We start from the raw sequence: 19347 nt of genomic DNA, 5'->3' as shown, positions 1-19347 counted from the left end.
TGTGGATGGAATCCATCAATGTTGGTGCGCTGTGGATGGATTTGTGGGAGTCGGGTAAGAATATTCCGCAAGTGGTTATCCCCAACTTCATCCCTTGCTTTATCCACCGTGAAATCACAAAGCTTAGGTCATGAATAGGCTCCACCTCCATTTATTATCGGACTCCACCGGCGAGACACTCGAAAACATCGCCAAAGCGGCGCTTGCGCAGTTTGACGGTGTCGAGATTATCAAGCATTTCTGGCCCATGGTCCGTTCCGAGAAGCATCTCAACCGGATTTTGGCCGAGGTCGCGGACAATCCGGGGCTGGTCATATTCACTATCGTCAATCGCGACATCAGGACGAAGCTCGAGCGGGAATGCCGGCATCTCGGTCTGCCGTCGGTTCCGGCACTGGATACGGTGACCGATGCCTTGTCGAACATGCTCGGCCAGGAAGCCAAAGCGCGACCGGGCCGCCAGCATATTCTCGACGCGGCCTATTTCGCCCGGGTCGAGGCGATCCAGTTCACCATTGCCCATGATGACGGTGTCGGCTGGGAAAACTGGGAGGCAGCCGATATCGTGCTTGCCGGTGTGTCCCGAACCTCGAAAACGCCGACGTCCATCTATCTCGCCAATCGGGGCTTCAAGACCGCCAATATTCCGATTGTCCCGGAATCTCCGCCGCCCGAGGTTCTGTTTCGCTTGAAAAATCCGCTGATTGTCGGATTGATCACCGGTGCCTCGCGGCTCGTCCAGGTACGGCGCAACCGTCTGTTGTCGCTGAACCAGGCGCCGGAAACCGATTATGTCAACGAAGAGAAGGTCAAGGAAGAAACCCAATATGCCCGGCGGATGTTCGCCGACAATGGCTGGCCGATGATCGACGTGACCCGCCGGTCTATCGAGGAATCCGCTGCGGCAATTATCAATCTCTATAACGAGCGCCATGTTGCCGCCGGAGACAGCGTAGCCAGCAATGGTCAGGCCGACAGCGATGAATGATCTGCCGCTGATTCTGGCTTCAAAAAGTCAGGCACGGCGCGCTATGCTGGCCGCTGCCGGCGTGGCCGCGGAAGCGATCGCCCCCAATGTTGACGAAGAAGCGCTCAAAGAAGGGCTGAAGAGCGAAGGCGTGACCGCCCGCAATCTAGCCGATGCGCTTGCCGAGGCAAAAGCGGTCCGGCTGTCGCGGCGGATCGGAGCCGGGCTGGTATTGGGTGCCGACCAGGTTCTGGCCATGGACGACGGAATGATGCTCGACAAGCCGGTCGACCGCGCTGATGCCATTGCTCATCTGAAATTGCTGTCGGGCAGAAAGCACAAGCTGTTCAGCGCGGCGGTGATTGCCGAACAGGGCATTCCGGTGTGGCGCCATATCGATATCGCGACGCTGTCGATGAGACCGCTAAGCGACTCTTTTATCGAGCAATATGTCGAGACCGAATGGGATAATATCCGCTATTGTGTCGGCTGTTACGAGATAGAGGGTAGAGGCGCCCAGCTTTTTTCTGCTATTGACGGCAGCCAGTTCACGATCATGGGGCTGCCGTTGCTGCACCTGCTCGACTATCTTCGCATTCGGGGTATTTTGACGTCATGACCACAGCCATTCCATATGCCGATGTCATCGGTGACCCGATTGCGCAGAGCAAATCTCCGCTGATCCACAAATTCTGGCTCGACCGGCTGGCGATCAAGGCGGATTATCGCCGTCACCATGTTACGCCAGACGAACTGGCGGATTATATCGAACAGCGGCGGTCCGACCCGGCCTGGCGCGGCTGCAATGTAACTCTGCCGCACAAGATCGCGATAATGGACCTGGTGAGTGATCCCGGCGGAGTTCGCGAGAAGATCGGGGCAATGAACACCATTGTCCGACAGGAAGATGGCAGTCTGATCGGGACAAATACCGATGCGGCCGGCTTTATGGCACCGATTGCCGACACCGACTGGTCGGGGAAACATGCGGTCGTGATCGGGGCCGGGGGTGCCGCGCGGGCGGTATTATTCGCCCTGAAACAGGTTGGAATCGGCGAAATAACATTTCTCGCGCGCAGCGGCCTGAAAGCGACGGGCCTGTTGATGCAGGCCTCGGTGAAAGGCAGCGTCCTGCCGATGGATGCGCGCTTGCCGGAAGCCGATCTTCTGATCAATGCCAGCCCGCTCGGCATGACGGGCAAGGCACCGCTCGAGGTGGATCTCGATCCTTTGCCGGCCGACGCTTTGGTTTACGATCTTGTCTATGCGCCGCTTGAGACCGGTCTTCTGCGCGCGGCCAAAAAACGCGATCTGGCGGTGGTCGATGGTCTGGATATGCTGATCGGGCAGGCAGCACTGGCCTTCGAACTGTTCTTTGGCGCGACGCCGCCGATGGAAGATGATGCCGAACTCAGAAAATTGTTGATCGCATGACGAAACGGGACAGGCCCCATATAATCGGTCTCACTGGTTCCATCGGCATGGGAAAATCCACCGTCGCACAAATGTTTGTCGACGAAGGTGTTCCCTTGTTCGATGCCGATGCCGCCGTGCACCAGTTGCAAGGACCGGGCGGCGCCCTGGTCGAAGCGATCGAGGCCATGTTTCCGGGCAGCACGAACAGCGAGGGCGTGGATCGCCAGAAGCTGGGAGCGGCGGTGCTCGGAGATCCGGCTGCCCTGCAGCGGCTCGAACAGCTGATTCATCCGGCGGTAGGGGAAATGCGGCTGGCATTTCTGAAACAACATAGCGACCGGCCGATGATCCTGTTCGACATTCCGCTGCTATTTGAAAAATCGGGCGCCGAGGGCGTTGACCATATTGTCGTGGTTTCCGCAGGGCCGGAAGACCAGCGCAGTCGTGTCCTGGTCCGTCCCGGCATGACCGAGGAGCGGTTTGAGCAGATAAAGGCGCTGCAAATGCCGGACGCGGAAAAGCGGCAAAAGGCCGATTCTGTGATCGATACATCCCGGCCTCTCACCGAAACACGACAGCAAGTGCAAAAACTTGTTCAAAAACTGAAAGCTTCCCTTGCGTAACCCAAACTTCGCTCCGATATTGGACTCATGCGAGAGATAATTTTCGACACCGAAACCACCGGCTTTGATCCACAAAATGGGGACCGGATGGTTGAAATCGGTTGTATCGAAATGATTGACCGGATCGAAACCGGGCAGAGCTTCCATTGCTATTATAATCCGGAACGGCCGATGCCCAAGGCGGCCGAGAATGTGCACGGACTTTCCGATGTATTTCTGTCCGACAAGAAACTGTTCGCGTCCGGAGCGGAAGAGCTTCTCGATTTTCTGGGTGATGCCAATCTTGTCGCCCATAATGCGCAATTCGATTTCAATTTTCTCAACGCCGAGCTGGTTTTATGCGGGTTTAAACCGATTTCGCGGTTTCGCATGATCGATACGCTGGCGATTGCAAAATCCAAACATCCCGGTGCCAAATTGTCGCTCGATGCATTATGCTCGCGCTATGGCATCGACCGTAGCCACCGGGTAAAACATGGTGCGCTGCTCGATGCGGAATTGCTCACCCAGCTCTATATCGAACTGACCGGTGGCCGCCAGATCGGACTGGGGTTGGCGGAGGACAGCAAACGGCAGGAAAATCTTGCCAGCATGCAATCAACATCACAGCGGACGGAACGCCGGACGTTTATGGCTGCGCGAGAGCATCATGCGAGTGCGGATGAACTGGCGCGGCATCAGAAATTTATCGAGGGTATCGAAAGCCCTCTTTGGACAGAGGTCTAACGGTACTGCCAATTGTGTAACGGTACCCAATAAAAGGAGAATAATTATGGAAGTTCGTGTTTCAGGACACCAGGTCGATACCGGTGATGCGCTCCAAACCCATGCCGAGGACCGGATGCGCGCGATCGCCAGCAAATATTTCGCCAAGGCCATCTCCGCCAATGTCACTGTCAGCAAAGCGCCGCATGGGCATTTCAGATGCGACATTGTGAATCACGTCATGCAGGGTCTGATGCTTAAAGCCGACGCGGCAGCCGGTGATGCCCATCAGGCATTCGATCAGGCCGCCGACAAGATTGAAAAACAGCTGCGTCGTTATATGCGGCGACTCAACGATCATCATGTCCAGGCGCAATATGCTGCGAAACAGGAAGAGGCGGCCTATCGGGTGTTCGATTCCCATGACGAGGAAGAGGAAAGCGAAGTGGATGGCGATTCTCCTCCGATCATCGCCGAAACCAGCACCGATATTCCGGAAGCCAGCGTTTCGAATGCCGTGATGATGATGGATTTGCGCAATACCAGCGCGCTATTGTTCAAAAACTCTGGCACTGGCACCCATAATATGGTCTATCGCCGCCCCGACGGCACAATTGGTTGGGTAGAGCCGCATAGCTGATAGGGTCGCTTAGTGGCCTGATCGGCAGATGATTGGCGTTTCTGTCGACCGGGCCAATGCGCTCCGGCCACCAGATTCCGGGATATTTGCGTTTTTTGGCGAATATCACCGGGACAAAAGGCCGGGATAAAAGGAATATATGATGACAATCTCGTCCGTTCGATTGGATATTGCAGCCGTGCGGGATTGCCCCGGCGACGGTGGCAAGGACGCAATCTTGCGTATGATCGGCGAAATCGGCCAGAAATGCTATCGGCTTGATGCTGAAGCCGTACGAGCAGGACTGGTGGCCCGCGAATCTCTGGGCTCAACCGGATTCGGGCGACAGATCGCCATACCGCACAGCAAATTGCTCGATCTTGACCGTTGCGTCGGTATCTTTCTGCGCCTTGCCGAACCGGTGGAATTCGATGCGCAAGATGGCAAGCCGGTCGATCTGATATTCGCCTTGCTGTCTCCCGCAAAAGGCGGAGTCGAGCATCTGCAGGCTCTCGCCGAGATTTCCCGTTTTCTGCGGGATGACAATATGGTTGCGAAGCTCCGCGGCGCATCGGGCCACGATGCCCTATATGCATTGCTGAGCAAGCAGCGCGAGCAGCGGGCTGCCTGATATCCGCCATGACAGATAATCCTGAAACTGGTTTGGAAAGCGGCGGCGCGCAGGGACATTTTCGCGCCCTCGAACGGCTTTATGCCGAGGCCCCGATCAACCGGCTGTTCAATTCGCGGCTGGAAATCGGTGAACCCGGCACGGCCAGAATTTTTTTTGATGTCAACGAACGCTATTATCACGCAGCGGGGGCAGTGCACGGCACGGCCTATTTCAAAATGCTCGATGATGCGGCTTTCTACGCTGCCAATAGCCTGGTTTCCGACCGCTTCATCCTGACCACCGCGTTCAATCTGCTCTTCACCAAACCGCTCAAATCCGGTCCGGTAATAGCCGAAGGTCGCTGGGTTAGTGGTAAACGCCGGGTATTTGTTGCCGATGCCCGGCTGGTCGACAGCGAAGGTGAAGAAATTGCCCGTGGTACCGGGACATTCATGCGTTCGCATATCCCCCTGGCATCCCTGCCCGGCTATCAGAAAGATGATTGAGCCGCGGCTGTCTGCGGAAATGAAGGTACAGACCCTTCTCAGGCTGGTTAGCCAACATGGCGGTTTCGGGGCCGTGCTGAAAAAGGGCGACAGGATATCCGGCGCGATCCTGATTCAATGCCTGGAAAAGGGCGAAAACCCTAGGCTTCTAGAGAATATGCCGACGCTTGACGGCTCCCCCAACTGGCAGCAAATATGGCCGCAAGACACTGATAACAATAAAGAATTAACTGATTATATAGCACAAAGATTCTGCTTTGATCCCGATATGTGGTTAATTGAACTGGACATCCCGGAAGCGGAACGGCTCATCGCCCTATTGGGTCAGTAAACTTGACTTTATTCCGCAAAACCATATTTGGCGCTCTACTTTGATGCGCAGGTTGCCACTGGGTTTGTCAGGAATGACAGGTGGTAAACACGCAGTCGGGGAGAGCAGTAACAGACCTTCGCTTTGGTTTTTTGGGTCTGTTTTGGCAGTTTTGACGAGAAAGTCATGAACCGCTCTGGTCTCACCGCATAAAAAAACAGGTTTATGAGCAAAATTTTTCGTGCCGCAAGCGTCTTGTCGCTTGCTCTTACTACGGTCGCGGCATTGTCCGTTACCGATGTGTCCTTCGCGTTGGAAGCAACCGATGAGACACCTGAATCCGAGATTTTTGTCGATCCGGCTCTTTTGGAAGCCGACGAATCGAACCCGGCCATTGTATTTGGCGAACAACAGGAAGTTGTCGCCGAAATTCCCAAGGATGTTATCGAGTCAGACAAGATTGCCAATGAAGGCGCAGAGCGCGGTTTTGGTGAAGATGTCGACTTTACAAATGACGACGCGTCGTCGTTGCGTCAGCTGGTGAGCCAGCAATCGGTAGAGGGATCCCTTGATGCCGAGATGCAGTGTCTCGCCGGAACAGTCTATTTTGAATCCAAGGGCGAATCGCTGCAGGGTCAGCTTGCCGTTGCCCGCGTGGTTCTGGCTCGCGTCGAATCGTCGCGTTTTCCCGATAGTATCTGCGGCGTTGTCTATCAGCGCAGCCAGTTCTCGTTCGTTCGCGGTGGCAAGATGCCACGCATCAAAACCGGACGCCAGACCTGGCGTAACGCGGTAGCAATTGCCAAAATCGCGGTGAACGACGGCTGGAAAAGTTCGGTGGAGGGCGCATTATTCTTTCACGCCCGTCATGTTTCGCCGGGCTGGCGCTTGAAGCGGCTGGCTTCGATCGATAATCATATCTTCTATCGCTAATCGCTCCGGCCATATCGAATTCATAAAGGCTCCCTTGCGGGGGCCTTTATTTTGTTCTTTTTATGTTCTAATCAGCTTTCATGACGATTATCGATAATTCGCTTGGCTTGTTGGCAGCTCATGACGAGTTGACCGGCGCGCAGGCCGTCGCTCGCGGTGTCGCCCGGATGTTTTTGAGACATGATATCTTGGTGTTGCCCGAAGTCAGCTTGCGAAACAGGCGCCGGGCGGATCTGATGGGGATCGATGCGAAGGGACAGATCGTCATTGTCGAGATCAAGGTCGCGCGCAGCGATTTGCTCGGCGATAGCAAATGGACGGAATATCTGGATTATTGTGACCGGTTCTACTGGGCCTTGCCGACCGGATTTGATGCGGCACCGGTCAATGGTGCAGATTTTCTGCCCGATCGCACCGGCCTGATCATCGCCGATGCTTATGATGCAGAAATGGTGCGCGCCGCTGCGACCCATGCGCTTGCCCCGGCGCGGCGCAAGACAGAGATCATGCGGCTGGCGCGCCGTGCGATGCGCCGTGCAGCGATCTCCGATGGCTGGATCAGCCCCGTCTCCGGTCTGCACGAACCGGGCGGCATTTGATCGGGGACTAGCCCTCCGGCCCGAAAAACCGACCTTCGGGTGCCGGTTTTTTCTCGGCATCCGCTTTTTCAATCTCCGCCAAAATTGAAGCTGTCCGGCGATCCTGCGATGCATAGTCGCGGGCGGACTTTCCGGCCAGCGTGTCGGTCCAGTCCGGATCGGCGCCGTTTGCCAGGAGCACGCGGACCAGTTCCGCATCACGGAGATGAACCGCCAGAATCAGCGCGGTCTCGCCTTGCTTATTTGCATCATCGACCTTTGCCTTTTTGTCCAAAAGGGTTCTGACGCCATCGACAAAGCGCAGCTGGGTCGCGAGATGGAGAGGGGTAACCCCCTCTTTGTCCGACAGATTGGGATTGGCCCCTTTTTGCAGAAGGAACTGGAGCCAGGTATTGTCGCGGCGCTCGACCACGACATGCAGGGCCGTCTGGCCGGTAGAGTGATCGCGCGTATTGACGATCACCGAACCCGGACGGCTGAGAAATTTAGTCGCTTCTTCACCATCCCGGTCTTTGACCGCTTTCAGAAAATTATAGCTGTCCGAAAATTGCGCGGCGGCGGGCGTCGACAGGGACGTTGCTGCGACCGCAATTCCCGCAAAGCGAAGGAAAAGGGTGAATTTACCAGCCCAAACTGCGCCAGTGTGATTTTTGTTGAACATTCTAGGCCCCATTTTGCTAACCGGAGACTTATCACCGATCCGTTATAATTGCTGACTATCAATTATCTGTTGAATTTGATTCACTAGCAGACCATGTCTGGCCCCGTAATGAACAATTTCAAAAACATCGCAAAATCGATCCTCAGCGCAGGATTATTGACCCTCATGATCGCTTGTAATGCCGCATCCGACGGGAGCACGGCGGCGGATAGCGAGCCACCGCTAGCGGGGGCCAGGATTGGCGGTAACTTCACGCTGACCAACCAGGATGGTGGCAAAACATCGGAATCCGAGTTCAAGGGCCAGTATCGGATCATCTATTTCGGTTACAGTTATTGCCCGGATGTCTGTCCGATTGACCTTGCCAATATCATGCTGGGATTGAAGCAGGCGGAAAAAGAAAATCCGGCCCTGAGCAAGAAGATCCAGCCGATTTTCATATCGGTCGACCCCGAGCGGGACACGCCGGCGGTTCTGAAACAATATGTCTCCGCCTTTCACCCCCGGCTTATCGGTCTCACCGGCACCGCCGAGGAAATTGCGGCCGTCGCGGAAAAATATCTGATCATTTATGATATCCGCAAAGATGAATCATCGAGTGAATATCTCGTCGACCACAGCCGTCAGGCCTATTTGTTCGGACCGGACGGCGAGCCGCTCGCGCTGCTGCCCTTTGATGGCACGCCGCAGGATGTTGCCGCTGAAATAAACCGATGGGTCCGCTAGATTCCGATCCACCGTTTTGGGAACAGCCACTCGAAACGCTTGATCGCGGCCAGTGGGAAGCCTTGTGTGACGGCTGCGGCAAATGCTGTCTGCTGAAAGCGGAAGACGAGGATGACGGCCAGATCTACATGACCAACATCGCCTGCAAATTACTCGATCTTCAAAGCGCGCAGTGCAGCGATTATCGCCACCGCAAGTTCCACGTTCCCGATTGTGTCCGGTTGACCCGCAACAAGCTGGAAGAATTTGAATGGCTGCCCGACAGCTGCGCCTATAAAATGCGCGCCCGCGGCCTGCCGTTACCGGCTTGGCATTATCTGGTCTCCGGGGATCGGGAATCGATCCATGCGGCCGGCCAGTCGATCCGCGGAAAGGTCATTCCCGAAAGCAAGGCCGGACCGCTTGAGCAGCATATTCTCGATGCGCCTCTTTAGCTCATCGCGTCCCGAAGCGCTCGCGATCAGCCTCGACGGGGTCAAATATCCTCTCCATTTGCGGCGATCCAAACAGGCCCGGTCGATCATTGTTTCGGCGGATACGGTCAAGGGCGTCGTTCGCCTGACGGTGCCCACGCACGCGTCGGAACATCAGGCGCTGCGCTTTGCCCAGTCAAAATCCGACTGGCTCAATGCCCGCTTTGCCGAAGCCGTGCCACCGGTTCCGGTCGAGGATGGCAGCCAGATCGCCTTTGTCGGCGAACCCTATATCATAAAATGGTCCCCGGATTTTGCGCGTGCGCCGCATCGCGTCGAAGGCGAAATCCGGCTGGGCGGACCGGTTGAACATGTCGAGACCCGTGTGCTTCGCTGGCTCAAGGCACAGGCCCGCACGATTTTTGCCGAAGATCTGCAATTTTACTGCAGTCGAGCCGGCAGTGATTTGCCCAAATTGGCGGTCGGCGATGCGCGCCGCCGCTGGGGCAGCTGTTCCGGTAACAAGTCCATCAGACTGAGCTGGCGGCTGGTCATGGCGCCAGCCCATGTCCGCCGGTCAGTGGTGGCGCACGAAGTGGCGCATCTTACGCATATGGATCATAGTGCGCGCTTTTATGCGCTGCTCGACCGGATTTACGAACTGGACCGGCGTGTCGCCGATCGCTGGCTCAAGGACCATGGCCGTGGCCTGCACATGGTTGGCGTAGAGCGGCAGTCGCCAACGACCGACTGAATCCCTTCCTTATTGCGTTTCGGAGCGCATCGCATCGGGCAGCAGGGATTCCGGCTGCTTCTGCGGAGGCAGCGGCTTCGGTTTCTTGACCGGGGTCGGCTCTGGCTTGCGGGGCGCAGGATCTCCGCCGCGGCCGATCACGGAATCGATCCAGTCCTGGTCCAGCCGTGGGTTATCGGCAGCTTCCCCGCCTTCCAGATCATATTCGATACCGCGGCCGGTCTCTATCGGCATGCCGTTCTCGTCGACATAGATACCGTCTTCCGGCGCGCCGAACAGCTCGTCCTCGTCCGGTTCCAGTTGCCATTCCGGCAGCACCAGTTCGGTATCGAATTGTTCGATCTTGCGCTTGGCCACTGCAATTTTCATAAACTGGGCAAAGGCCGATGCCGGAGCCCGGCCACCCTGCAAGCCACTGACTGGTTTGGCATCGTCGCGCCCCATCCAGACGCCCGTGGTCAGGCCGCTCGAGAAACCGAGAAACCAGCCATCCTTGTTGCTGCTGGTGGTCCCGGTCTTGCCCGCAACCGGCCGGCCGATCTGCGCTGCCCGTCCGGTGCCGGTGTTCACTGCAGTCTGCATCAGATCGGTAATTCCGGCTGCCACCCAGGGATCAACCAGCACGCGACTGCCGTCAAATTTGCTCTGATAGAGAATATCACCCTTCATCGTCTGCACCTTGGTGATGCCAAACGGCGTTATCGCGACGCCCTTGGCGCTGACCGACGCAAAGGCGCGGGTCATGTCGATCAGTCGCACATCGGAGGTACCAAGCACCATCGAGGGATTGGTGTCGATCGGAGTGGTGATACCGAAACGACGCGCCATATTGGCGATCGTGGAGGTACCGATGTCATTGCCAATCGCCGCCGCGACGGTATTTTTGGAAAAAGCAAAGGCGGTGCGCACGTTGATGTCACCCGCATAGCGGTCACCGCTGTTACGCGGCGTCCAGTTGCCAATGGTAATCGGCGCATCGGTCACCATATCATCGGGCGCATAGCCCGCTTCGAGCGCTGCCATATAGACGAATATCTTCCAGGCCGACCCCGGCTGGCGGACGGCCTGCGTTGCGCGGTTATAGTTGGATGTCACATAATCCGTACCGCCGACCATCGCGCGAACCGCGCCATCGCGGTCGATCGCCACCAGCGCGCCCTGGGCACCGGCGGGGACGCGCGACTGGATCGCTGTTGCGGCGGCGCGCTGCATATCGAGATCCAGCGTCGTCCATACCTCGATCGGCTCGATCGTTTCGTCGATCAGCAAGTCCAGTTGCGGCAGCGCCCAGTCGGTAAAATAGCGGACGCTATTCTGCCGCGGCTCCGGCGCCAGCTTGACCGAAGCAGGTTTGGCTTTCGATGCTTCCGCTGCGGTAATCGCACCGGCATCCTGCATCACCTCGAGAACCACGGTTGCCCGGCCGATGGCGGCTTTGGCATCGGCAGTCGGGGAATAGCGGGAGGGGGCTTTGACCAGACCGGCGATGATAGCGGCCTCGGCCAGATCAAGATCTCTGGCGCCATGCGCGAAGAACCGCCGGGAAGCGGCATCGATGCCATAAGCACCGCCACCATAATAGACCTTGTTGAGATAGAGCTCGAGAATCTGCTCTTTGGAAAATTTGCGTTCCATCGCCAGGGCGAGCAATATTTCGCGCCCTTTCCGGCCAAAGGTCCGGTTGTTGTTCAGGAATATGTTTCGCGCCAGTTGCTGGGTGATGGTTGAGCCGCCCTGGGCCCAATAGCCGCGCTGCGCCCGTACTTGCAGCGAACGGGCTATTCCGATCGGGTCAACGCCAGGATGGCTTTCATAGCGCCGGTCCTCGACCGATACCATTGCCGCCTTCATGACTTCCGGGATGTCATCATAGTGCAGCCACTCGCCGTAGCTCGGGCCCATGGAAAACAGTTCCTTGCCGTTGACGTCCAGCACCCGGATCATCTGGCCATTGGGTGAGGACTTCAGGTCCTCGAAGCCGGGGAGCGAGGATCGCGCGACCAGCACGGCAACCACCAACGCGATCGTGGCAAACAAACCGGCGACAAGACCGGTTTTGAAGATCCGCCACAGCCATTTGCGTACCGGCCCCTGATTTTCGCTGCGTTTTTTGCCACGCGCCATATTGTTCTGCCCATTATACGCTGAATTTAAGCTTTTCTAGCGTGTTAACGCCTTACTGCAGGCTGAACACGGAAGCACTGGAAAAATCAGTCTGCCTTGGGCTCGAACGCCATCGCGGCGCTGTTCATGCAATAGCGCAGTCCGGTTTCCGGCGGACCGTCGGGAAAAACATGGCCAAGATGTCCGTCGCAGGTTGAACAGCGCACCTCGACCCGGCGCATGCCGAGACTATTGTCCTTGATCTCGGTTACCGCGTCATTGTCGGCGGGGGCGGAGAAGCTGGGCCAGCCGCAGCCGCTATCGAACTTGCTTTGCGATTCAAACAATTTGCTACCGCAGCCGGCACAGAAAAACGCGCCATCGCGATATTCCGCATTGAGCGATCCGGTAAAAGCCCGTTCGGTGCCCGCTTCGCGCAGCACATGATATTGTTCGGGCGAGAGCTGTCGCCGCCATTCTTCATCGCTCAATATTGTTTTTTCCATATCCGGTAAATGGGGCCTCAATCGCAGCCGGTCAAGAGACCTGGCATCCGGTATCGTCACGAATCAAATCTGATCTTAACCAGATATTCAGCATATCCGGCCAAATTACCGGCCTATGAAGATGGTCGTAAAATCCTTGCTGTTCGGGGCCATGGTGACCGTATGTCTGGCATATCTGCCGGACGCAGCGCGTGCCCAATGCCGGCTTTGCGCCGTAAGTCCGGTGCCTGATAATCTCGCCGGAACGACCACGGACAAGTCGGAAATCCCGTTACAGATTGAAATCACCGCCAATCTGGATTTCTCGCGAATGGCTTTATTGGGTAGCAATGGTGGCGAGGTCAGCATTGATCCGACGTCCGGTGCCAGACAAATTAGCGGCAGTATCGCCAATCTTGGTGGTATGGCTCTGCATGGTGAAGGACGGTTGACCGGCGAACCGGGGCGTAGCGTGCGGGTATCGCTGCCGGAACGGATACAGCTGAGCTCGGCCAATGGTTCGATTGCGGAGCTGGAAAAACTCGAGACAAATCTGCCGGCGATGGCCCGACTGGATCAGGCCGGACGACTGATCTTTTCTTTCGGTGGCAAATTGAGGGTGCGAGGCGACGCCAGCGGCCAGTTCCGCGGCAGGATAGCAATCACCGCCGATTACGAGTGACCTATCGGCTCCTCGCCGCCTTCCGGGCAATCAGCAGCAGCTCATCTTCCAGCAGAACCTGGTCCGGTTGACCGCTGCTTTTCAACGTGATCTCCAGTTGCAGGACCCGCTCGATCAGCCGGGCGATATGCTGCGACGACCAAATGCGCAGCTGCCGCTTGAAATGTTTCTGGTCTCTGAAAAATACGCTGGGGTGACCGGCGACAGAATCGACATTGCCCCCGTTGTCGACCTTGCTGCGGAGCTCCGCGAGCTTGGTAAGGTGGCGCAACATGATCCGTATCAGACCAATTTCACTAATCCCCTGCGCGCGGGAAGCGGCAATTTCCTGCGCCAGTCGGGCGGCATCGCCATTGAGCGCGGCGTGAATCAGCAGGCTGATATCCTCTTCGTCGTTCTCCGCGCCGAGCAACAGGAGGATGTCGGATTCCGGTGCCTTCGGGTCTTCGGGCGTGGCGTCGAGATAAAGTGCTATTTTCTCGACTTCCAGCCGGGCGAGCACCAGATCATTGCTGGTCAGCGCGGCTATTTCCTGCGCCATCTCCCGGCTGATCCGCAGGCCTTCGGCCTTTGCCATGGTCTGGATGGTGGCGACCGCCTGTTCCGGCGTGGTTTCATAGCAGGTCGCGATCATCGCATCTGGTGCCGCGATGATCGATTTGGCCAGGGCGGTCTTGTCGCCCATGCCGGGAGCGATGACAAAGACGGGATCGCCGCCGGGCGCGCTTGCCAGCAAGGTTTCGATCGCTGCGGTTGCCCGCACCGCTTCACCGCTGTTCAGCCGCAATATGATATAGCGCTTGTCCCCGAACAGCGAAGCGGAATTGGCTTCGTCGTTCAGCCGGGCGGGACTGTCGCTGAGATCGCCGATGGTCATGTCGACCCGTTCTGCGGACTTCGCCAGCGGCTGCACCAGTTCGTCGACCAGCGCCTGACAGCGGGTGACGTTGGGGCCGCATAACAGGATCAGCCGAAACTGGTCGGGACCGGCATGATAGCGCCTGACAATGTCTTCCGGCTTTGCCTTCATGGCTGTGGCGACGCGTTGGCCTCTTCCCGGGCGAACAGAGACAGCCGGGTTACGATCTGGTTGGAAACACGGGTGGCCAGATTTTCCAGCGCCGTATCTTCTGCCGCAAGAGTCGCATATTCCGACGACACCACGTCAATACCGGCATCGGAACCGGCCGTGGCGTCGAGTACCACCACGGAATCGGCGAGGCGGACCAGTTGATAGCGGGCGCGCAAGGTTCTGCGTTCGCGGGTGATCCGGTCATCGCTGCGCACGCCAAATCCGGAAATCTTGTCTTCCAGTGCAACCGTCAGGCGATATTTCGCCTGCTGCCCTTCAAACGCGTCGAGCTGGTCCTTGAGCGCGTTGCGCATCAGCCATCCGGCCTTGCCGGCAATCGGTTCAATCTCGACATGGCCGAGTTCCTGCGCGACGACGCCAGTCGTGCCACCGGCATAAAGCGGCCGCAAATTGCAGCCGGCCAGCAGCGCTGACAATGTCACAACCATGGTGATCCGGGCGATCATGTTCTTCATATTACGATGTTGACCAGTCGGTCGGGCACGACAATCACCTTCTTTATTTCCGCTCCGTCCAGACTACGCTGCACCTTCTCGGATGCCAGAGCAAGCTCTTCGAGCTGATCCTTGCTGCTGCCCTTGGCAACGGTGATCGTATCGCGCAGCTTGCCGCGCACCTGAATCGCTATGGTCACTTCATCATCGACCAGCAGCCTTTCGTCGACCTCCGGCCATGGCGCATTGGCAACCAGATCGCTTTCGCCGAACAAGGCCCACGCTTCCTCGGCAATATGCGGCACCATCGGCGCTACGATCCGGGCAAGTGACTTGATTGCAATGGTCCGGTCTGCGGAAGGCCCGGATTTCTCGATCAGATTGACCAGTTCGAATATCTTCGCCACCGCCTTGTTGAATGACAATGCCTCGACGTCGCCAGCCACGCCGGCAACGGTCTGGTGGAGCTTGCGCCGGAGCGTCTTGTCTTCGCCTTTATCAGCATTGTCGGCGACCGTGATGAACAGGCGCCACAGCCGCTGGACGAAACGCCAGCTGCCTTCGATACCGGCCTCGGACCATGGCAGGTCGCGCTCGGGCGGGCTGTCGGAGAGCATGAAGAAACGCACTGCGTCGGCGCCATATTGCTCGATGATCGGATCGGGGTCGACGACATTTTTCTTCGACTTGGACATTTTCTCGACCCGGCCGGTGGTGACCGGTGATCCATCCGTGATGACGGCCCAGTCGGCGCCGTTCTTCTCGACTTCGTCGGGAGACAGCCAGCTGCCGTCGCCATGTTTATAGGTTTCGTGCGTCACCATGCCCTGCGTGAACAGGCTCTCGAACGGCTCGGCAAAGTCCAGCTTGCCGATGCTCGCCAAGGCGCGGGTCCAGAAGCGGGCATAGAGCAGGTGCAGGATCGCATGTTCGACGCCGCCGATATATTGCGTGACCGGCAGCCATTGTTTGACCACTTCGGGATCAAAGGGCCGGTCGTCCGGCTGGCTGGCAAAGCGCAGGAAATACCAGCTGCTGTCGACAAATGTATCGAGCGTATCGGTCTCGCGCCGCGCTGCCTTACCGCATTTCGGACAGTCGATATGTTTCCATGTCGCGTGTCGTTCCAGCGGATTGCCCGGCGTTTCAAAATCGATATCTTCGGGCAACACGATAGGCAGCTGATCCTTGGGAACCGGTACCGGACCGCAATCATCACAATGGATGATCGGAATCGGCGTGCCCCAGTAGCGCTGGCGCGATACGCCCCAGTCGCGAAGACGCCATGTGGTCTGTGCCTTGCCCCAGTTTTCGGATTGGGCGCGGTCAATGACGGTCTTCTGTGCCGCTTCTATGGTCATGCCGTCAAGAAACGCGCTGTTCACGATCTTTCCGGGTCCGGTATAGGCTTCGTTGCCGACATATTCGGCACCGGTTTCGTCGCCATCGGAAACCACGCGCTTGACCGGCAGGTCATATTTGCGGGCAAAGTCGAGATCGCGCTGGTCGTGCGCGGGCACGCCGAATACCGCGCCGGTACCATAATCCATCAATACGAAATTGGCGACATAGACCGGCAGTTGCCAGTCGGGATCGAGCGGATGGGTGACGGTCAGGCCGGTATCGAAGCCCTTTTTCTCCATTGTCTCCAGCTCGGCGGCGGTCGTGCCACCGGCTTTGCATTCCTTGGCAAAGGCGGCGAGCGCGTCATTTTCTGCTGCCAGCTTCTGCGTCAGCGGATGGTCAGCGGCCAGAGCAACGAAACTCGCTCCGAAAATCGTATCCGGACGGGTCGAGAAGACCTCGACCGTCGCTATGTCATCCTGCGGTTCGGCCAGAGCGAAATTGAATTGCAGACCCTGCGACTTGCCGATCCAGTTTTCCTGCATCAGTCGCACTTTTTCGGGCCAGCCTTTCATGTCGCCCAGTCCGGCCAGCAGATCCTCGGCAAAATCGGTAATTTTGAGAAACCACTGGCTGAGCTTGCGCTTTTCGACTTGCGCGCCCGAACGCCAGCCCTTGCCGTCGATAACCTGCTCGTTGGCGAGCACGGTCATGTCGACCGGATCCCAGTTGACCGCCGATTCCTTGCGATAGACGAGACCGCCCTCGAACAGGTCGATGAACAATGCCTGTTCATGGCCATAATAATCCGGGTCGCAGGTCGCCAGTTCGCGGCTCCAGTCAAAGGCGAAACCCAAAGTCTTCAGCTGGCTGCGCATCGATGCGATATTGGCTCTGGTCCATTCGCCGGGATGGACTTTCTTTTCCATTGCCGCATTTTCCGCCGGCATGCCAAAGGCGTCCCAGCCCATCGGATGGAGCACTTCATAACCCTGCATCCGCCGGAAGCGGGCCAGCACGTCGCCCATCGTATAGTTGCGGACATGGCCCATGTGGATGCGGCCCGACGGATAGGGAAACATCTCGAGCACATAGCTGCGCGGCTTGCTGCTTGCGTCATCCGCTTCGAACACGCGCGATTCGTCCCAGCGCTTTTGCCAGCGTTTGTCCGCCGCCAGTGGATTGAATCGCTGATCGGTCATTGCGGCCCCATTATATGGTAGAGGAAATTAGTTGGTGATCGCACCGCGCCGCAGATCGCGGGCCTTGGTGAGAATGATCTGTTCCAGTTTCTGCGTGGTCGCTGCCTTGACCGGTGCGTCCACCCAGGTGCCGTTGCTGGCAACCTGACGCGATGCCGCGACGCGCAGGGCGTCGGCGCGCAAATCCTGGTCGAGGATCGAGACATTGATTTTCATCCGCTCGCCCGGATTTTCCGGATTCACATACCAGTCGGTCAGGATCACGCCGCCATTGCTGTCGGTCTGGGTCAGCGGCATGAACGCCAGGGCATCAAGCGAGGCACGCCACAAATAGGCGTTCACGCCGATGGTGGTGACCTGAGATGCCGCCAGGTCGGCTTTGGGACGCTCTTTTCCGCCGCAGGCAGAAAGCAAGGACAATGTCAGCAGACTAGCGGTTGCAGATCGCAAGAAGAGAGATGTTTTGAGGCGGGACATGAAGCGCTCCTGGTTGCATTTTGCGCCGATCGCAAATCCATTTCACAGGATTTGTTCCGGACATGATATCATTTCAGCGCTCTCTATAAATGCTTTGCCGCAAGGGGCAAGCATAAGCGCATGTTTTGCTCTTGTGCAGCGCGGACTGAACCGCAGTTGAATGACGGCAAAATCATCCCGGGTTCATCTTCAAACTGCTAGGCTCTGCCAAATGTCCAGACAAAAGCGTAACCGAACTGCAACAGATTTAAGTTAGATATGCAAAATCGGACAAAAGGCGAAGTTGACTCGTGCAGAGCGTCAATTTTTGCTATAGCTAAGGCCGCTTAAAGGGGAATCGCACTCGTCATGAGGAAAAAGGGTAGTCATATCGGTTGGTTAGCGACGGGACTCGCACTCTCGGGCCTTGCCATGACTCCTGCCCTGGCGAGAGTGCTTTCCGGCGATGACCATATGGTATCCCTCAAAACACTGGGATCGATCGGTTCCTTCACCGTGGCCGGTGCCGACCCTGATCTCGTAGCCCAGTTCAAACTCAGCGCCTTGCGCGGCAATGCGAGCTTCAAATTTACGCCTACCGGCGGCACCCGCGACGGAGAGCGTTCCGTGACGGTGGTGGTTCGTCAGAAATCGGCTGATGCCGTTTCCATTCGTGAAAATATTCTCGCCGGAGTTTCCGGATCGGGTGTGACAAACGCAGCAAAAATTGCACCGGTTTCTTATAGCCTCGGCTCTGCGAAGGGCCTGAAGAGCTTTGCGATCCCGGTCAGAAAACTGGCTAGCAATATGCCCGATCTGTCGGAAATCGGTTCCGAAAAACTGATGGGCGATGAGAATAGCGGCAAGAAGAGTCGTTTCAACACACGCATGTCGATCGATGCTTCCGCGCCGATCAACGCCGCGCCACGCGCACTGGATGCCAGCCAGAAAGACTATACGCTTGATGTCGGTGGCAGCTACTCGCTTACCCGCAATCTGGCTGTGACCGCTGGTGTCCGGATCAACAACGAGCGTGACCGGATGGCGCCACTGACCGACAATCGTCAGGATAGCCAGGCCGTCTATGTCGGAACCCAGTTCCGCTTCTAAAATTCTGCATTCAGCTTAAAGCATCGATCGCGGCCCAGCCGTGGGTCAGGTGATTTTTGCGCGCCCGGTAGCGGCGGGCATTCATCCCCCCCAAATATATCACCGCGCCATTGGACAGGGCAGCCAGGCGGCGAACCTGCAACGGATTCAGTGGCCTCTGGCCGGGATGCGACCGGGTGGCAAAGACCGGTGACAGAAAACAGATATCGACGCCGACGCGATTGGCTTGCCGGATTTCCCGGGCATCATGAACCGGAGCGCTGTGCCACAGTCTTCCTATTCCGGACCGTCGCAACGTCCGGCCATGCACGCCATCGGCACCCCAGAGTCTGGCCAGTGCCGGTGATCCGGCCAGCAATATAATATGTCCGCGGCGCCGGGCCAGTTTTTGGACCGTTTCAAATCGCGCCCGCCGTGACGGTTCCGGCAGATGATAATGGCGAAAGACAATCCCGCTACCGCGCGGCAGTTGCCTGATGCTGTGCTCGAGAAACGCGTCATTCCGCTCGTCGGTGAACAACCATATCCGCGGCAGGGTCGAACCTCTCTGGTCCGGCAACAGGGGGCAGGGCTGGTCTCGCAACATAAGCAGC

Annotated in this window: 24 protein-coding genes; 16 read left to right on the top strand and 8 right to left on the bottom strand. The window is 57.5% G+C overall.

Going from position 1 to position 19347, the window contains the following annotated elements; genetic code table 11:
* The first annotated feature begins 130 nt into the window (after positions 1–130).
* The 11 genes from AACZ86_RS00410 (at position 131) to AACZ86_RS00360 (ending at position 7291) form a co-directional block, all read left to right on the top strand.
* Positions 131–988 (top strand): pyruvate, water dikinase regulatory protein, encoded by an 858-nt coding sequence (locus tag AACZ86_RS00410; protein WP_339688528.1) that lies wholly within the window; start codon positions 131–133, stop codon positions 986–988.
* Positions 981–1586: a Maf family protein gene (locus AACZ86_RS00405; protein ID WP_339688526.1), complete on the top strand. Its 606-nt coding sequence runs from the start codon at positions 981–983 to the stop codon at positions 1584–1586. Before AACZ86_RS00410 ends, AACZ86_RS00405 begins: the two co-directional genes overlap by 8 nt.
* Complete coding sequence (aroE, locus tag AACZ86_RS00400; RefSeq protein WP_339688523.1) at positions 1583–2401, top strand: shikimate dehydrogenase; 819 nt, start codon at positions 1583–1585, stop codon at positions 2399–2401. Before AACZ86_RS00405 ends, aroE begins: the two co-directional genes overlap by 4 nt.
* Complete coding sequence (gene coaE, locus AACZ86_RS00395; RefSeq protein ID WP_339688520.1) at positions 2398–3006, top strand: dephospho-CoA kinase; 609 nt, start codon at positions 2398–2400, stop codon at positions 3004–3006. The genes aroE and coaE overlap by 4 nt, the downstream gene beginning before the upstream one ends.
* Before the next feature lie 27 nt (positions 3007–3033).
* Positions 3034–3732 (top strand): DNA polymerase III subunit epsilon, encoded by a 699-nt coding sequence (dnaQ, locus tag AACZ86_RS00390; RefSeq protein WP_339688517.1) that lies wholly within the window; start codon positions 3034–3036, stop codon positions 3730–3732.
* A gap of 46 nt (positions 3733–3778) precedes the next feature.
* Positions 3779–4351, top strand: a complete 573-nt coding sequence (gene raiA / locus AACZ86_RS00385; protein ID WP_339688515.1) for a ribosome-associated translation inhibitor RaiA — start codon at positions 3779–3781, stop codon at positions 4349–4351.
* Positions 4352–4493: 142 nt separating this feature from the next.
* Positions 4494–4961, top strand: a complete 468-nt coding sequence (locus AACZ86_RS00380; protein WP_339688513.1) for a PTS sugar transporter subunit IIA — start codon at positions 4494–4496, stop codon at positions 4959–4961.
* Positions 4962–4969: 8 nt separating this feature from the next.
* Entirely contained in the window at positions 4970–5449 is a 480-nt protein-coding gene (locus AACZ86_RS00375) for a PaaI family thioesterase (RefSeq protein ID WP_339688511.1), read from the top strand.
* Between the two features lie 19 nt (positions 5450–5468).
* A complete protein-coding gene (locus AACZ86_RS00370) occupies positions 5469–5780 on the top strand; it encodes a DUF1491 family protein (RefSeq protein WP_339688509.1) in 312 nt (103 codons plus the stop codon).
* A gap of 204 nt (positions 5781–5984) precedes the next feature.
* Complete coding sequence (locus tag AACZ86_RS00365) at positions 5985–6692, top strand: cell wall hydrolase (protein WP_339688506.1); 708 nt, start codon at positions 5985–5987, stop codon at positions 6690–6692.
* A gap of 80 nt (positions 6693–6772) precedes the next feature.
* Positions 6773–7291 carry an MmcB family DNA repair protein gene (locus tag AACZ86_RS00360; protein ID WP_339688504.1) on the top strand — a complete coding sequence of 173 codons (519 nt, stop codon included), beginning with the start codon at positions 6773–6775 and terminating at the stop codon, positions 7289–7291.
* A gap of 7 nt (positions 7292–7298) precedes the next feature.
* Here AACZ86_RS00360 and AACZ86_RS00355 read toward each other — a convergent pair whose 3' ends face one another.
* The gene (locus AACZ86_RS00355; protein ID WP_339688502.1) at positions 7299–7952 is read right to left on the bottom strand and encodes an ankyrin repeat domain-containing protein; all 654 of its coding nucleotides are present in this window, start codon (positions 7950–7952) and stop codon (positions 7299–7301) included.
* 108 nt (positions 7953–8060) lie between these two features.
* Between AACZ86_RS00355 and AACZ86_RS00350 the strand changes: the two genes are divergently transcribed.
* The 3 genes from AACZ86_RS00350 to AACZ86_RS00340 are packed head-to-tail and all read left to right on the top strand — an operon-like array spanning position 8061 to position 9845.
* The gene (locus tag AACZ86_RS00350) at positions 8061–8678 is read left to right on the top strand and encodes an SCO family protein (RefSeq protein WP_339688500.1); all 618 of its coding nucleotides are present in this window, start codon (positions 8061–8063) and stop codon (positions 8676–8678) included.
* Positions 8666–9112 carry a YcgN family cysteine cluster protein gene (locus tag AACZ86_RS00345; RefSeq protein ID WP_339688497.1) on the top strand — a complete coding sequence of 149 codons (447 nt, stop codon included), beginning with the start codon at positions 8666–8668 and terminating at the stop codon, positions 9110–9112. The genes AACZ86_RS00350 and AACZ86_RS00345 overlap by 13 nt, the downstream gene beginning before the upstream one ends.
* On the top strand, positions 9099–9845 hold the full coding sequence (locus AACZ86_RS00340; protein WP_339688496.1) for a SprT family zinc-dependent metalloprotease: 747 nt from the start codon (positions 9099–9101) through the stop codon (positions 9843–9845). The genes AACZ86_RS00345 and AACZ86_RS00340 overlap by 14 nt, the downstream gene beginning before the upstream one ends.
* A 9-nt stretch (positions 9846–9854) precedes the next feature.
* Here the strand turns inward: AACZ86_RS00340 and AACZ86_RS00335 are convergent, their stop codons facing one another.
* The gene (locus AACZ86_RS00335) at positions 9855–11969 is read right to left on the bottom strand and encodes a PBP1A family penicillin-binding protein (RefSeq protein ID WP_339688494.1); all 2115 of its coding nucleotides are present in this window, start codon (positions 11967–11969) and stop codon (positions 9855–9857) included.
* An 86-nt stretch (positions 11970–12055) separates the two neighbouring features.
* A complete protein-coding gene (gene msrB, locus AACZ86_RS00330) occupies positions 12056–12454 on the bottom strand; it encodes a peptide-methionine (R)-S-oxide reductase MsrB (protein WP_339688492.1) in 399 nt (132 codons plus the stop codon).
* 115 nt (positions 12455–12569) lie between these two features.
* Here msrB and AACZ86_RS00325 point away from each other — a divergent pair, with 115 nt between their 5' ends.
* A complete protein-coding gene (locus AACZ86_RS00325) occupies positions 12570–13115 on the top strand; it encodes a DUF4402 domain-containing protein (RefSeq protein ID WP_339688489.1) in 546 nt (181 codons plus the stop codon).
* 1 nt (position 13116) lies between these two features.
* Here AACZ86_RS00325 and holA read toward each other — a convergent pair whose 3' ends face one another.
* Genes holA through AACZ86_RS00305 form a run of 4 tightly spaced genes read right to left on the bottom strand, consistent with a single transcriptional unit; the run spans position 13117 to position 17665 of the window.
* Positions 13117–14145 (bottom strand): DNA polymerase III subunit delta, encoded by a 1029-nt coding sequence (gene holA, locus AACZ86_RS00320; RefSeq protein ID WP_339688486.1) that lies wholly within the window; start codon positions 14143–14145, stop codon positions 13117–13119.
* On the bottom strand, positions 14142–14663 hold the full coding sequence (gene lptE, locus AACZ86_RS00315; RefSeq protein WP_339688484.1) for an LPS assembly lipoprotein LptE: 522 nt from the start codon (positions 14661–14663) through the stop codon (positions 14142–14144). The genes holA and lptE overlap by 4 nt, the downstream gene beginning before the upstream one ends.
* Entirely contained in the window at positions 14660–17188 is a 2529-nt protein-coding gene (gene leuS / locus AACZ86_RS00310; RefSeq protein ID WP_339688482.1) for a leucine--tRNA ligase, read from the bottom strand. Before leuS ends, lptE begins: the two co-directional genes overlap by 4 nt.
* 27 nt (positions 17189–17215) lie before the next feature.
* The gene (locus AACZ86_RS00305) at positions 17216–17665 is read right to left on the bottom strand and encodes a DUF3576 domain-containing protein (protein WP_339688480.1); all 450 of its coding nucleotides are present in this window, start codon (positions 17663–17665) and stop codon (positions 17216–17218) included.
* Positions 17666–18118: 453 nt separating this feature from the next.
* Here AACZ86_RS00305 and AACZ86_RS00300 point away from each other — a divergent pair, with 453 nt between their 5' ends.
* Entirely contained in the window at positions 18119–18754 is a 636-nt protein-coding gene (locus AACZ86_RS00300; RefSeq protein WP_339688478.1) for a hypothetical protein, read from the top strand.
* A gap of 10 nt (positions 18755–18764) precedes the next feature.
* Here the strand turns inward: AACZ86_RS00300 and AACZ86_RS00295 are convergent, their stop codons facing one another.
* The gene (locus AACZ86_RS00295) at positions 18765–19340 is read right to left on the bottom strand and encodes a thiamine phosphate synthase (RefSeq protein ID WP_339688476.1); all 576 of its coding nucleotides are present in this window, start codon (positions 19338–19340) and stop codon (positions 18765–18767) included.
* Positions 19341–19347 lie beyond the last annotated feature (7 nt).

This window comes from uncultured Parasphingorhabdus sp. (assembly GCF_963975735.1).
Taxonomy (GTDB): Bacteria; Pseudomonadota; Alphaproteobacteria; order Sphingomonadales; family Sphingomonadaceae; genus Parasphingorhabdus.
This window is presented reverse-complemented; position numbering and strand designations above follow the sequence as displayed.